General features: G+C 68.1%; 12 protein-coding genes, 2 tRNA genes and 1 pseudogene. 4 read left to right on the forward strand and 11 right to left on the reverse strand.

Annotated features, from left to right (window positions below; genetic code table 11):
• Positions 1-14: 14 nt before the first annotated feature.
• On the reverse strand, positions 15-1421 hold the full coding sequence (locus AB4Y67_RS02925) for an aldehyde dehydrogenase family protein (protein ID WP_441404296.1): 1407 nt from the start codon (positions 1419-1421) through the stop codon (positions 15-17).
• 99 nt (positions 1422-1520) lie between these two features.
• Between AB4Y67_RS02925 and AB4Y67_RS02930 the strand changes: the two genes are divergently transcribed.
• Both AB4Y67_RS02930 and AB4Y67_RS02935 read left to right on the forward strand, forming a co-directional pair.
• Entirely contained in the window at positions 1521-2027 is a 507-nt protein-coding gene (locus AB4Y67_RS02930) for a DUF2004 domain-containing protein (RefSeq protein ID WP_441404297.1), read from the forward strand.
• Positions 2028-2167: 140 nt separating this feature from the next.
• Entirely contained in the window at positions 2168-2833 is a 666-nt protein-coding gene (locus AB4Y67_RS02935; RefSeq protein ID WP_441404298.1) for a DUF4386 family protein, read from the forward strand.
• A gap of 104 nt (positions 2834-2937) precedes the next feature.
• Here the strand turns inward: AB4Y67_RS02935 and metE are convergent, their stop codons facing one another.
• Both metE and AB4Y67_RS02945 read right to left on the reverse strand, forming a co-directional pair.
• On the reverse strand, positions 2938-5280 hold the full coding sequence (gene metE, locus AB4Y67_RS02940) for a 5-methyltetrahydropteroyltriglutamate--homocysteine S-methyltransferase (RefSeq protein ID WP_441404299.1): 2343 nt from the start codon (positions 5278-5280) through the stop codon (positions 2938-2940).
• Between the two features lie 27 nt (positions 5281-5307).
• Entirely contained in the window at positions 5308-6267 is a 960-nt protein-coding gene (locus tag AB4Y67_RS02945) for a methylenetetrahydrofolate reductase (RefSeq protein ID WP_441404300.1), read from the reverse strand.
• A 434-nt stretch (positions 6268-6701) separates the two neighbouring features.
• Here AB4Y67_RS02945 and AB4Y67_RS02950 point away from each other — a divergent pair, with 434 nt between their 5' ends.
• Positions 6702-6899, forward strand: a complete 198-nt coding sequence (locus AB4Y67_RS02950; RefSeq protein ID WP_441404301.1) for a hypothetical protein — start codon at positions 6702-6704, stop codon at positions 6897-6899.
• A 49-nt stretch (positions 6900-6948) separates the two neighbouring features.
• Here the strand turns inward: AB4Y67_RS02950 and AB4Y67_RS02955 are convergent, their stop codons facing one another.
• The 4 genes from AB4Y67_RS02955 to AB4Y67_RS02970 form a co-directional block, all read right to left on the reverse strand.
• Positions 6949-8202 (reverse strand): ROK family transcriptional regulator, encoded by a 1254-nt coding sequence (locus AB4Y67_RS02955; RefSeq protein WP_441404302.1) that lies wholly within the window; start codon positions 8200-8202, stop codon positions 6949-6951.
• 84 nt (positions 8203-8286) lie between these two features.
• On the reverse strand, positions 8287-9459 hold the full coding sequence (locus AB4Y67_RS02960; protein ID WP_441404303.1) for a class I SAM-dependent methyltransferase: 1173 nt from the start codon (positions 9457-9459) through the stop codon (positions 8287-8289).
• Positions 9460-9483: 24 nt separating this feature from the next.
• Positions 9484-10665 (reverse strand): NAD(P)-binding domain-containing protein, encoded by a 1182-nt coding sequence (locus tag AB4Y67_RS02965; RefSeq protein ID WP_441404304.1) that lies wholly within the window; start codon positions 10663-10665, stop codon positions 9484-9486.
• Positions 10666-10670: 5 nt separating this feature from the next.
• Entirely contained in the window at positions 10671-11024 is a 354-nt protein-coding gene (locus AB4Y67_RS02970; RefSeq protein ID WP_441404305.1) for a zinc ribbon domain-containing protein YjdM, read from the reverse strand.
• An 87-nt stretch (positions 11025-11111) separates the two neighbouring features.
• Between AB4Y67_RS02970 and AB4Y67_RS02975 the strand changes: the two genes are divergently transcribed.
• On the forward strand, positions 11112-11627 hold the full coding sequence (locus AB4Y67_RS02975; RefSeq protein WP_441404306.1) for a DoxX family protein: 516 nt from the start codon (positions 11112-11114) through the stop codon (positions 11625-11627).
• A gap of 61 nt (positions 11628-11688) precedes the next feature.
• Here the strand turns inward: AB4Y67_RS02975 and AB4Y67_RS02980 are convergent.
• The 4 genes and pseudogenes from AB4Y67_RS02980 to AB4Y67_RS02995 all read right to left on the reverse strand — a co-directional run.
• Positions 11689-11761: transfer RNA gene (locus tag AB4Y67_RS02980), tRNA-Ala, on the reverse strand.
• A 354-nt stretch (positions 11762-12115) separates the two neighbouring features.
• Positions 12116-12188: transfer RNA gene (locus tag AB4Y67_RS02985), tRNA-Ala, on the reverse strand.
• Between the two features lie 140 nt (positions 12189-12328).
• Positions 12329-12730: a ribosome silencing factor gene (gene rsfS / locus AB4Y67_RS02990; RefSeq protein WP_441404307.1), complete on the reverse strand. Its 402-nt coding sequence runs from the start codon at positions 12728-12730 to the stop codon at positions 12329-12331.
• A gap of 87 nt (positions 12731-12817) precedes the next feature.
• Positions 12818-13122: pseudogene (locus AB4Y67_RS02995) on the reverse strand (hypothetical protein); the annotation flags it as partial.

Raw genomic sequence — 13122 nt, forward strand, 5'->3', positions numbered from 1 at the left:
ACTGAGGCGTCGACTCAGCGCCGGCGGAGCAGCTGGCGGAGTCCCGTTCCCATCCCGGCGAGGGCGCTGATGATCCGGTGTTTGGCCGGGCTGTAGGGCGGGTAGATCAGCGCGAGGGTGTCCGGGCGCTGCGGCTTGGCGAGGGTGGCCCGCTCATGCGAGAACGTCCGCAGCGAGTGTTCCCCGTGATATGCGCCCATGCCGCTGCCGCCGACTCCGCCGAAGGGCAGGCCCGGGACCATCAGGTGCGCCGCCGGGACGTCGAAGCACAGCGCCCCCGAGGAGGTGCGTTCGGCGAAGGCCCGGCGCGTGCCGGCGTCGTTGCTGAACACGTACAGCGCCAGCGGCTTGGCGCCGTCGTTGATCATCCGGATGGCCTCGTCCCGTCCGGCGACCGGGACCAGAGGGAGCAGCGGCCCGAAGATCTCCTCCCCCATGACCGTGTCCCCGGGGGCGGGCCGGAGCAGGGTCGGGGCGAAGTGGCGGCTAGCGGCGTCCCGTTCCCCGCCGTGGACCACTGTGCTGCCGTCGGCGAGGGCGGCGATCCGTGCGAAGTGGCGGTCGTCGACGATCCGGCCGTAGGACGTGCTGCGGGAGGAGTCCGGGCCAAAGAGCTCACCGATCGCCTTGGCCAGCTCACGCTCCAGCGGCACCAGCACGTCCTCGGTGGCCAGGATGTAGTCGGGCGCCACGCAGGTCTGCCCGGCGTTCATGAACCGGCCCCACGCGAGCCGTTTGGCCGCCTTGGCCAGGTCCGTCGTGGAGTCCACGTATGCCGGGGACTTCCCGCCGAGTTCCAGGGTGACCGGCGTCAGGTGCTCCGCCGCCGCGCGGAGCACCACCTTGGCCGCGGTTTCGCCTCCGGTGAAGAAGATGTGGTCGAAGCGCTGAGCCAGCAGGGCCGTGGTTTCCGGGATGCCGCCTTGGACCACCTCCGCCGCGCCGCCGAGGTACTCCGGGATCCAGCGAGCCAGAGCCGCCGAGGTGGCAGGGGCGTGTTCGCTGGGCTTGAGCACCACGGTGTTGCCGGCGGCGACGGCACCGGCCAGCGGGGCGAGCAGCAGCTGCAGCGGGTAGTTCCAGGGTCCGATCACCAGCACCACGCCCAGCGGGGTCAGTTCCGTCCAGGCCTTGGCCGGCTGGACGGCGAGCGGCACCGCCACCGGGCGGGGCCGCAGCCAAGCCTCGAGGTTCTTTTCCAGGTGCGCGGCTTCGGCGCTGACAAAGCCGATTTCTGTCAGCAGGGACTCGGTGGCGTGCTTGCCCAGGTCGGCGCCCAATGCTTCGGCAAACTCCGTGCGGCGCTCGGCCAGCATCCGGCGCAGGCTGCGCAGTTGCTCCAGCCGCCAGGCCAGCGGACGCGTCGTTCCGGAGTCGTAGAGTTCGCGGGCGCGGGCGACGGCGGGGCCAACTGTTTGCATCCGCCCAATGTACCGGCACCGGGCGCCCGCCCGGGTGGAGTGCCGGATAAAACCTTGGGAATGCTGGAACGGGCCGGTTTTGAGGACTATGTTGAAGATATGAACAAGGTAGCGAGCAAGCACTTCGGAGAGGTCGAGCTCAACCACGGACGGGACCACAACCTCACCGCCAAGCATGAACTGGCGGGCCAGATCGTGGAGCTCGACCTGAATGTCAACGCGCATGACCATTTCGACGAAGCGGCCATGCACAAAGTTGACTACCGGTTGCGTTTCCTGCCCGAGCTCGTGGACCAGGTCCGCGAAATGATCGCCGAGGAGCTGGAGCAGGACGGCACCAGCCCGCAGGAGTACCGGCATTTCCACTGCAACGCGATCAAGGACGAGCACCTGCGGAAGGTGTTCGGCGTCGAGGACAAGAGCCAGCTCACCGACGCGGTTTTCCTCAAAGCACTAAAGCTGGGCCATGTGGGCATCTTCCCCGGCCAGCCGGAACGCTACTTCGTCCTGGACTTCACTCTGGGGTCGCACTTCACCGACGAGGTCCTGGTGGCCTCCGCGGACGAGGACGGCGTCGTCGATGACGAGATCCTCTGGGAATCCTGAATCCAGCTTTTTCCCGGCGCCGAACAAAGGCGGCCACCATGGACGCTATCCAACCAAGAGACAGCGATAGCACGCGTTCGGTCCCCCTTGAATCATCCGGATCGCGCACGGTGGACAGAGGGGCTTTACGTATTGCCGCGATGCTGATCTTTGGCGGCGTCGTGATTTCACTGGTGGCCGGCTTATTTCATGCCGATGCGGCCAGCGCAAACGACCATGTTGCCTCGTTCACCGAGTATGCCCGAAGCGACGTCTGGATCGGGGTGCACCTGGGCCAGTTCGTAGGCATGGCGCTCTTCGCCGGCGGAATGATCGCGCTGCTGGCCGCCCTGAATCTGCCGCAGGGCGGCCTCGCCCTGACAGCCCGTTTCGGCGCCCTCTCCGCGGCGGTTGCCATTGCGCTCTATGGCGCGCTCCAGGCCGTGGACGGCGTCGCCCTGAAGCACGCCGTGAATGCCTGGGCGTCCGCTGCAGAGCCGGAGAAGGCAATGCGCTTTGTCAGCGCGGAAGGAATCCGCTGGCTGGAGTGGGGAATGCGCAGCTACTACAGCTTCCTGTTCGGGAGCGCCCTGATTATTTCCGGCGTGGTCATCCTGGCCACACGGCGGGTCTCCCGCACTATCGGCATCCTTATGGGGCTATCCGGCGTGTCCTATCTGGCGCAGGGATGGATCATCGGAGCCGAAGGGTTCGCAGCCGCGAATGCGGTGCCGACGCTGTTCGGGATAATCCTCACCGTCGTCTGGACAGTGTGGCTGCTTATCAGCGCCTGGCGGTTGAAAGAGCGGGCAGGCCCGGCGGCCTGACGACGTGCCATCCCCCGTGCACAGTGATTGAGCCTGTCGAAACCGGGGTTTCGACAGGCTCAATCACTGAAGGGATTTTCCGCTCCCCCAGCTGCCGGTTGTTGCTACTTGGCTGCTTCGAGGAGTTCCGCGCGGACCGTCCTGGTGGCCGTGACCAGGTTGCGCAGGGACTCTTCGGTCTCCGCGTAGCCGCGGGTCTTCAGGCCGCAGTCCGGGTTGACCCAGAGCTGGCGGGACGGGACGTGCTTGACGGCGGTGCTGAGCAGCTCGGTGACTTCCTGCTCGCCCGGGACGCGCGGCGAGTGGATGTCGTAGACACCCGGGCCGACGCCGCGGCCGAAGCCGTGGGACTCGAGGTCGTGCACCACCTCCATGCGGGAGCGGGCGGCCTCGATCGAGGTGACGTCGGCGTCGAGGCCGTCGATCGCGTCGATGATGGCGCCGAACTCGGAGTAGCACAGGTGCGTGTGGACCTGGGTGGCGTCCCCGGCGCCGGCGGTGGCGAGGCGGAACGACTTCACGGACCAGTCCAGGTACGCGGCCTGGTCGGCCTTGCGCAGCGGCAGGAGTTCGCGCAGGGCGGGCTCGTCCACCTGGATGACCTGGATGCCGGCGGCCTCGAGGTCCGCGATCTCGTCCCGGAGGGCCAGTGCCACCTGGTTGGCGGTCTCGCCGAGGGGCTGGTCGTCGCGGACGAAGGACCACGCGAGGATGGTGACCGGACCGGTGAGCATGCCCTTCATCGGCTTGTTGGTGAGGGACTGCGCGTAGCGCGCCCATTCCACCGTGATCGGGGCGCTGCGGGTGACGTCGCCCCACAGGATGGAGGGGCGGGTGCAGCGGGAGCCGTAGGACTGGACCCAGCCGTGCACGGTGACGTCGAAGCCTTCGAGGTTCTCGGCGAAGTACTGGACCATGTCGTTGCGCTCGGGCTCGCCGTGGACCAGGACGTCGAAGCCGAGCTCTTCCTGCAGCTCCACGACGCGCTTGATCTCGTCCTTCATGAGCTGCTCGTACTGCTCCGTGCTCAGTTCGCCCTTGTTGGCGCGGGCACGGGCGGTGCGGATTTCCGAGGTCTGCGGGAAGGAGCCGATGGTGGTGGTGGGCAGCGGCGGCAGGTGCAGGGCCTTCTCCTGGGCTGCCTCGCGGACGGCGTAGGCGGAGCGGCTGAAGTCAGCGTCGGTGAGGGCCGCGGTGCGGTTCCGGACCTCGGCGCGGCGGACGCCGTCGGCTGCGGCGCGGTCGGCGATGATGCGGGTGGCCTCATCAATGACCGGCTGGACTGCTGAAGGGTCGGTCAGCAGGCCGGCGAGGGTAACCACCTCGGTGGCCTTCTGGTCTGCGAAGGCCAGCCAACTGCGCAGCTGCGCGGAGAGCTGGACTTCCTCGTCGACGTCGTGCGGGACGTGCTGGGTGGAGGTGGAGGTGCTGACGGCCAGCCTGGCGACGGACTTCTGCAGCTCGGCGATCTTCTCCGCGGAGGCGGCGAGGTCGTTGCGCCAGATGTTGTGGCCGTCCACGACGCCGGCGACCAGGGTCTTGTTGCCCAGGGCGGCCAGGGCCGCGGCGGAGGGGACCTCGCCCTTGAAGACGTCCAGGTGCAGTGCGTCGATGCCGGTCGCGGCGAGGGTGCCGAGCTGGCCGTTGAGCGCGCCGTACGGGGTGGAAACGAACAGCTGCGGACGCTTGGCCGCGGCGGCGAAGACCTCGTAGGAGCGGGCGACGGCGGCCTGGATTTCCCCGGCCGGGGTGTCCTGGTCCACCACGAGGGCGGGCTCGTCGAGCTGGACCCAGCCGGCGCCGGCAGCGGCCAGCTTCTCCAGCAGGGCGGTGTAGACGGGGAGGATGTCCTCGAGGCGGGACAGCGGGCTGAAGCCGGCCGGGGCGTCGTCGGAGGCCTTGCTCAGCAGGAGGAACGTGACCGGGCCGACGATGTACGGACGGGTCTCAACACCGTTGGCGAGGGCGTATTCGAATTCCTCGACGATGCGGCTGGAGGTCAGCGAGAAGCTGGTTTCCGGGCCGATCTCCGGCACGAGGTAGTGGTAGTTGGTGTCGAACCACTTGGTCATTTCCAGCGGCTGCTGGTCCTTGTTGCCGCGGGCCAGGGTGAAGTAGCCGTCAATGTCGAGCTGGCCGTCGGCGTCGAGGAGGTTTCCGAAGCGTGCGGGCACGGCGCCGAGGTGGGCGGCGGCGTCGAGCACCTGGTCGTAGTAGGAGAAGGTGCCGGGGACTGCGGCGGCTTCGGTGAGGCCCAGGCCCTGGAGGCGCTTGGCGGTGCCGAGCTGGATTTCCTTGGCGGCGGCGTCCAGGGCGGCGGCGTCGATCTTGCCGGCCCAGTAGGCCTCGACGGCCTTCTTCAGTTCGCGGCGGCGGCCGATGCGCGGGTAGCCGAGGATCGAGGCTGCCGGGAACGGAGTGGGGTTGAGCGTGTTCTTTTCAGTCATGGGAAGTCCTAAGTTTTGGTGGGGTGGTTAGCTGGCGAGCTGGCGGCGGCCCGCGGTGTGCCGGTTGCCTCTTCGAGGCCGGGCCAGGGCAAGTTTGTCCAGCACGTCGAGCGCGGCCGTGTGTTCGTTGAAGGTGTAGAGGTGCAGTCCGGGGGCTCCGGCGGCCAGGGCCGCATTGGCGAGGTCCACGGTGGCGCTGACCCCGATCCGGGTGCGTTCGGCGTCGGAATCGGCGGCGGCGAGCCGTTCGATGAGTTCCGGTGCCGGTTCGACGCCGGTCAGCTCGCCGAGGCGGGTGAGCCGGCGGATGCTGGTGAGCGGCATAACGCCCGGGATGATCGGGATGGTGACGCCGGCCCGGCGGGCCCGGGTCAGCAGGTCCGCGTACTGCTCGGTGTGGAAGAAGACCTGGGTGATGGCGAAGTCGGCGCCGGAGCGCTGCTTGGCCAGCAGCACCTCGACGTCGTGCGCCTCACTCGGGGATTCCGGGTGCCGGGTGGGGTACGCTGCGACGCCGACGGCCACCTTGCCGGCGCACAGCAGCGCGGAGCGGCGTTGTTCGACGCGGCGGATGAGCTCGATCAGGTCCTGGGCGTAGCGCAGCGATCCCTCGGGAGGCACGCCGCCGTCCTTGGGCTGGTCGCCGCGCAGAGCCAGGATGCCGCGCACGCCGACGTCGAGCAGTTCGCCGATGATCTCCGCGAGCTCCTGCGGGGAGTTCCCCACGCAGGTCAGGTGCGCCAGTGGCCGCAGGGTGGTTTCCTGGACGAGGCGGTTGATGAGCTCGACGGCGGTGTCCCGGTTGGAGCCGCTGGCGCCGTAGGTCACGGAGACGTAGTCCGGGTCCGTGCTTTCCAGTTCGCCAATGGTGGTCCAGAGCGACTCCGCGGCCGCGGCCGACCGGGGCGGGAACAGTTCATAGGACAGGGCAACAGGGGCCGTGCCGGCAAGATTTGGGTGGGTGTCAATAAGGCTGGGTGGAGACATTTGCGTCCTTGGCTGTGAACACTGACGGATTTGCCCTGAAACGGGACCCGCCGGTGAGTTGAGTTTGGGGAACACGGGGGAAACTCCAGCAGGGCGCAGCCGCGACTGTTACGCCTGATACGAAGTTGTCCGTGAGCAAATGTCAGGCCCACATGGGGGCACCCACACCCCCCTGGGCTGGCCATGGTATTTCCCAAGGGCCCGCCTTGAGCGGAGGATCGCTGACACGTTACTGAGGTAACTTGGTTAGAACTCTACGGGCCCTCCGGGAAGGCGTTCAAGTCGCCTCCCGAATTAAGACGCACTTTTACGGCACATTTCATGCCCGGGCAGAATATTCTTCGCTCGGGGTGCCGCCGGGGGCTGTCTGTGGCTGGTCCGGCATTACCGGCGCACCACTCCCCAAGGTGCCCGCGCAGGACTATCCTTTTGCCATGATCCAGCTTCCAGCCAGTTACCAGGAGTATCTCGCCGGCAAGAGCGAGAGTTTCATCAACACGGTCCGGCCCATCCTGATGCAGTCCGCCGCGGATAAACGCCACGGCGTCCGGATTCTGGTGCTTCCGCACGGCCACCAGGCGCACCTGGATGACACCATCCCGTTCGGCACCATACTGGAAGATATCGACTGAGTCGTTGCGGAAATCCTGTCGACGGGACCCGCGGTTCTACCCTGCGGCCCTAGCCCTCCAGCAGGAGGCGCTGCGAGCGGGGCGCGAGCGTGTGTTCCAGCACGAGGCAGGCGGCGCCGATCGCGCCGACGTCCTCGCCGACGCCGGTGCCCACCACCTCGATCTCATGGATCTTCCGGGTGGCGCTGCCTTCCCGGACCAGATCCGGGATCCGTTCCAGGTAGCGCTCCGAGAGGCAGGTCCAGAACGGTCCGCCGAACACCACCCGGTCCACGTCCAGGGCGTTGGTGACGGCCGAGACGGCCCGGGCCACCAGCACGGCGGAGTTGTCGATGATGTCCTGCGCCCTTTGGTCTCCGGCGCCGGCCGCGGCACACAGGGCGGCGAAGCTGTCTTGGAGGGCGGGACCGGTCACGGCGCCCACCGGGCCGTCCAGCACTCCTGCTTCGACGGCACGGGTCACCAGCACCTGGGGAATGCACGAGGACTTGACGCAGCCGCGCATTCCGCAGTCGCAGGGTGCCCCGTCAGGATCAACGATGATATGCCCGATCTCACCGGCATTCCCCGAGGTCCCGCGCACCACCTCATCATTGAGTACGATTCCGCAGCCGATGCCGGTGCCCATGTACATAAAGACGAAGCTTCCGGCGCCGCTCGGGCCGCCCGCCCAGGTCTCGGCCACCGCGGCGCTGGTCACGTCCTTGTCCACGATGGTGGTCAGGCCGGTGGCCGCGGCCAGGGCGTCGCGGAGCGGGACGCGGTCCCAGCCAACGAGGAGCGGAGGGTCCACCACCGTGCCTTCTTCAAGGTCGATCGGCCCGGGCGAGGCGATCCCCAGGCCGGCGATCCGGGCCGGGTCGACGCCGGAGTCCGAGATGAGCTGCCTGATTTCGGCGGCGATGGTGTCGATGACGGCCCCGGGGTCGGTGCCGGCCGGGGTCTTGATCCGGGAATGCTTGACCACGGCCCCGACCAGGTCCAACACCACGAACGTTGTCACCGCCGGATCCAGGTGGACACCGACGGCGTACATTCCGGAGGAATTGAGCCGGAGCATGGTCCGCGGCTTGCCCGGCCCGGTGCCTTCCTTGCCCGCCTCATAGATCAGGTCCTGGTCCAGCAGTCTGCGGGAGATATTGGAGATCGTCTGCGGGGAAAGCCCGACGATCTGGGCCAGCTCGACCCTGCTCAGGCCGGCCGGGGAACGCCGGATGGCGTCGAGGATCACCGTGAGGTTGAAATCGCCCATCCGGGGCAAGTTGGTTCCGCGCCTCGGCGAGGGCTGGCGGATCTCAGTCACTGATAACCCCTAAACGTCTTTGGCCACGCACTGCTTATTTCAGAATCGTACGTTACGCACGTGTGACCGCCCACACCCCGCGCTTCACACTCCCGCTGATTTCCGGGTGCTGGCCGTGACCGTGAATTTCGGGTTCCGCCCGACCTCGCGGGTGGGGCCGACCAGCCGCTGCAGCGCCGGCTGGTAGTGAAGGTGGCTGTTGAACACCGTCCAGAGCTCCCCGCCCGGAGCCAGGACCCGTCCGGCCGCCTCAATCAGCTTGATGCCGGCCCCCGCATGAACCGCCGCGCCGACGTGGAAGGGCGGGTTGAGCAGGATCAAATCGGCGCTGGCGTCCGGCAGCGTGCCCATGGCGTCGTCCTGGAGCGCCGTGACCTGATCCGAGAGCCCGTTGGCTGCCGCCGTCGCGCCGGCGGAGTCGACGGCGGCCGCGGACTGGTCCGTGGCCGTGACCCGGGAGCCGGGGTTGGCGCGGGCGTACATGGCGGCGAGGATTCCGGTGCCGCAGCCCAGGTCGACGGCGTGCCGCGCCGACGGGATCCGGGGCAGGAACTCCAGCAGGAACCTGGTGCCGATATCCAGCCCGGTGCCGGCAAAAACGGCTCCGCGGGCGCACACGGTCAGTCCCAGTTCGCTGTTGACGTCTTTGACCGGGAACGGCGGCGTGCCGGGAACCGGCCGCGGGTTGCGGGCCAGCAGGATCCGGGATTTTTGCCGGGCAAGCTGGGGCTGGACTTCGCCGAAGTAGCGCTCCAGCACTGCGTTCATGCCCAGGCTCATGTGCTTCACCCGGCCGCCGGCCAGCAGGACGACGTCGGGGGCGGCGTGGCGGGCGACGGCGTCGGCGATTTCCTCCAGCTCCGCAAGGGACTTGGGTAGCTGGAAGAGCACCACGTTCGCCCCGGCCAGCAGCCCGGCCCCGAGCGGGTGCTGTTCGAACCCGGCCGCCACGCCCAGCGTCTCTGCGTTGAGCCGGAGGGCCTGCTCCCCGGTGATGAGGTCCTGGTGCGCGCGGACGGGGCCGTTCCAGCTGCCGGCGGCATCGTCGCGAGCCAGGGCACCGAGCGTCAGCGCACCGTAGCGGTCCCCCACGACGGCAAGCCTGCAGCCGGGGTGCAGGGATCCGGCCGCGAGCATGTCCGCGGCGGTTTCCAGGAGAAGCTTGTCCGTGGCGTCCCAGGCCTGGAGGTTGGCCGCCTCCACATCCGGGAACCTGCGCAGCCGGGAGAAATGGGAGTCAAGATTATGGTCCGCCACGCGCGAGCTGCCGCCTTTTGTGAGTCAGGGGTGGGTCAGGGAGTCCGGGTCCCCGGTGTTGAGGTCCCCTGCAAACTTATCCTGCTCCTCCAACAAACGCAGGATGCCTGCCACCGCTGCCCGGCCGGCCCGGTTGGCGCCGATCGTGGACGAGGACGGTCCGTAGCCGACCAGGTGGACCCGCGGCTCGGCGGCCACTTGGGTGCCGTCCATGGCGATCCCGCCGCCGGGGCCGCGGAGGTGCAGTGGTGCGAGGTGTTCAAGTTCCGCGCGGAAGCCGGTGGCCCAGAGGATCACATCGGCGGCCAGGAAGCTGCCGCCCGCCATCCGCACTCCCCCGGGCTCGATGCCGGTGAACATGGGGCGGCGCTCCAGCACGCCCCGGGCCGCGGCCGCCCGCAGCGCAGGGGTCCAGATCAGCCCGGTCACCGCGACGACGCTTTGCGGCTGAAGGCCCTGCCGAACGCGCTCCTCGACGAGGGCGACGGCGTCGTGCCCGGCCTGCCGGTCGAAGGCGGCGTCCCGCCAGACCGGTTCCCGGCGGGTGAACCAGCTGGTGGTGGTGACCTTGGAGATCTCGTCCAGCAGGCCGACGGCGGAGATGCCGCCGCCGACCACTATCACGTGCCGGCCGCTGAACTCCTCGGCGGAGACGTAGTCCGCAACGTGCAGCTGCCGTCCGCGGAAAGACGCCTGGCCCGGGTAGATCGGCCAGAACGGCCGGGTCCAGGTGCCGGTCGCGTTGATAATGGCCCGGGCCGACCAGCCGCCGCGGGAGGTGGCGATCCGCAGCCGCCCGCCGTCGTCGTTGTCTTCCCGGGCGACGGACCGGACCTTGACGGGACGTTCGATGGCCAGCGCCAGCTGGTCCTCGTAGCCGCCGAAGTAGCGGGCCAGGAAACTTGAACTTGCTTCCTCCGGGTCGACGGCGGGCTGCGGGATGCCAGGCAGGTCGCTGATGCCGTTCACGGTGGCCATGAGGAGGCTCTTCCAGCGGTGGCGCCAGGCGCCGCCGGGGCCGTCCTCGGCGTCGAGCACGATGTAGCTCCGGACCGGCCCGGCGGCCTCATCCCGGTCCTCCGGCACAATGCGGGCCGGGACAAAGCCGCGGCGCTGCAGGTGGTAGGCCGCGGAGAGCCCAGCCTGGCCGGCGCCGATCACCACGACGTCGGCGGCCCGGACCGTGCCGTCAATCCCTGCAGACATGCCGGTCAGATCTTCTTGACCACGCTGGATTTCAGCTGCATGGGGCCGACGCCGTCGACCTTGCAGTCGATGTCGTGGTCGCCGACGCCGTCGACGAGCCGGATGCCGCGGACCTTGGTGCCGACCTTGATAACGGTGGAACTGCCCTTGATCTTGAGGTCCTTGACGACCGTGACGGTGTCCCCGTCGGCGAGGATGTTGCCAACGGCGTCCTTGACCGGCTTCACTTCCTGGTCCCCGGACTCCGGCTCCGCGGCCGGCGACCACTCATGCGCGCACTCGGGGCAGACCAGGAGCGCCCCCATTTCGTACGTGTATTCGCTGGAGCATTCGGGGCACGGGGGCAGGGTCTCATCCACGTCCCCAATATTAGTCGAGCGGCCGGCGCGGACAGCCGTCGAGACCCCATTGCTAAGCTGCTGTAACCCCAGCGAAGGCGGCGCCGCATGGCCGACAGTCCAGTTCAATCCGAGGGGCCAGGCCAGTCAGAGGGCCCGGTCCGGCCACATGGTCCCGTCCGGGACCGGGGCCCCGACGGGGAATCCCGGCTGCGCTCCGGCTGGCGGACTGCCGGCCGGTTGCTGTTGGGCGCGTTCCTCGTCTTTGCCGGGGTCAGCCACCTGGGCTGGAGCCGGGAAGCGTTCTACGCGCAGGTGCCGCCCTGGCTGCCGCTGGACAGGGACTTCACCGTGGTGGCGTCCGGACTGGTGGAGATTGCCCTGGGTCTGGCTCTGCTGCTGCTCAGGCGGCGGCGGGTGGCGCTCGGCTGGATTGTGGCGGCGTTTTTCGTGGCGGTCTTCCCGGGCAACATCTCGCAGTTCGCCACGGGCACCGATTCGTTCGGCCTCAATTCGGACCAGAGCCGCGGGATCCGCCTGCTGTTCCAGCCGCTCCTGGTGGTGTGGGCGCTGTGGTCCACAGGCGCCTGGCGGGCGTGGCGACAGTCCCAGAGCCGCCGCTGACCCGGGGTCACCGACTCCACAAAACAAAGGAGGCCCTGCTCAGTGAGCAGGACCTCTTCGGTGGAGCTGAGGGGACTCGAACCCCTGACCCCCTGCATGCCATGCAGGTGCGCTACCAGCTGCGCCACAGCCCCGAAATCGCTGGGGAATCTTTCCTGCGAAGGACCGTCTTCCCTGAAGCAACCTGTTTATCTTAAACTACATTTCCGGTTCGCGCTAATCGGCATACGTTGGGGCGAAAAAGTCCGGCGAGGCCTCACCTTTTTCCGGGCCCCGTGCATTGCCTTCGCCGTCCGGGGCGCCTTTGGACACGATTCCTGCCCCTGGGTCCGGTGTCCGCGGCGCGCCCGTGTCAAAGTGCCCCCGGACCGCAGCCGCCGGGCGGGACCTGCCAGCGGTATACGCGTCGTGGCCGCTGGCCCAAATCTTCCCCCAAAAACCGCACAAAAAAATCCGCCGGAATCTTTCGATTCCGGCGGATTATCCGGTGGAGCTGAGGGGACTCGAACCCCTGACCCCCTGCATGCCATGCAGGTGCGCTACCAGCTGCGCCACAGCCCCGAATTTTCGTTGCTCCGACCCCGTCAGCTTGCGCTTTCGGCTCCGGTACTTTGTCCGGATTTCTCCGAAGCAACTCAAATATCTTAGAACAGCCCTTCGGAAAATTCCAAATCGGGCATATTCCGGTTTCCTCCCGGCCGCTACTCGGAGTCGGAAGCTGCTGCTGCCTTCGCGGACGCGTCGTCCCCGAGCTGAAGGTCTACGACGGGGCAGTCCTTCCAGAGACGCTCGAGGGCGTAGAACACGCGGTCTTCCTCGTGCTGGACGTGGATGACGATGTCGCCGTAGTCCAGCAGGACCCAGCGGCCGCCGGAGCGTCCTTCGCGGCGGATCGGCTTGAGCTCGAACTTGGAAAGTTCGTCCTCAACGCCGTCCACGATGGCGTTGACCTGGCGCTCGGACGGCGCCGAGGCAATCAGGAAGATGTCGGCCAGGGCCAGCCGCTCGCTGACGTCCATGGCGACGATGTCCTCGGCGAGTTTTTCCGCGGCGGCTCGGGCTGCGTGGCGGGCTGTGGCGATGGCTGATTCTGTTGCAGTCACGGGACTCCTTGTTGGGTGAAAATCTTGTGTTGTTGAAAATACGTGGAATGGCCGCCTGACAGGTCAGCAGGGCCAAAACGAAGCTGCCTAGCCGGCGAGGCCAGTGACGATCAGGGTGATGCCGGCGATCAGGGCAATCACTCCAAGAGCCAGCACCGCCAGCTGCACGAGCCGGAGGCGGCGTGCCCTGCCGAGGCCGGCAGTGGCCGCGTCCAGGGGATCGAGACCATAGGCCGAGTTCGCCGCGACGGGCGTCCTGTCCGTGAAGTCCTCTTCGGACTGGGCTGCTGCGGGGTTCCCCGCGGCCGGCCTGGACGTCACGTGGGGCGCGGAGGCGGCCTTGGCGGCCGCCTCGGCGCGGGCGAGCACACCGCCGCGGCCCGTTGCGGACG

This window comes from Arthrobacter sp. YAF17 (assembly GCF_052113365.1).
Lineage (GTDB): Bacteria > Actinomycetota > Actinomycetes > Actinomycetales > Micrococcaceae > Arthrobacter.

What these genes read in the sequence shown, in the direction of transcription:
- AB4Y67_RS02925 (WP_441404296.1), bottom strand. Translation starts at nt 1,421, where the DNA reads ATGCAAACAGTTGGCCCCGCCGTCGCCCGCGCCCGCGAACTCTACGAC.
- AB4Y67_RS02930 (WP_441404297.1), top strand. Translation starts at nt 1,521, where the DNA reads ATGAACAAGGTAGCGAGCAAGCACTTCGGAGAGGTCGAGCTCAACCAC.
- AB4Y67_RS02935 (WP_441404298.1), top strand. Translation starts at nt 2,168, where the DNA reads ATGCTGATCTTTGGCGGCGTCGTGATTTCACTGGTGGCCGGCTTATTT.
- metE (WP_441404299.1), bottom strand. Translation starts at nt 5,280, where the DNA reads ATGACTGAAAAGAACACGCTCAACCCCACTCCGTTCCCGGCAGCCTCG.
- AB4Y67_RS02945 (WP_441404300.1), bottom strand. Translation starts at nt 6,267, where the DNA reads ATGTCTCCACCCAGCCTTATTGACACCCACCCAAATCTTGCCGGCACG.
- AB4Y67_RS02950 (WP_441404301.1), top strand. Translation starts at nt 6,702, where the DNA reads ATGATCCAGCTTCCAGCCAGTTACCAGGAGTATCTCGCCGGCAAGAGC.
- AB4Y67_RS02965 (WP_441404304.1), bottom strand. Translation starts at nt 10,665, where the DNA reads ATGTCTGCAGGGATTGACGGCACGGTCCGGGCCGCCGACGTCGTGGTG.
- AB4Y67_RS02975 (WP_441404306.1), top strand. Translation starts at nt 11,112, where the DNA reads ATGGCCGACAGTCCAGTTCAATCCGAGGGGCCAGGCCAGTCAGAGGGC.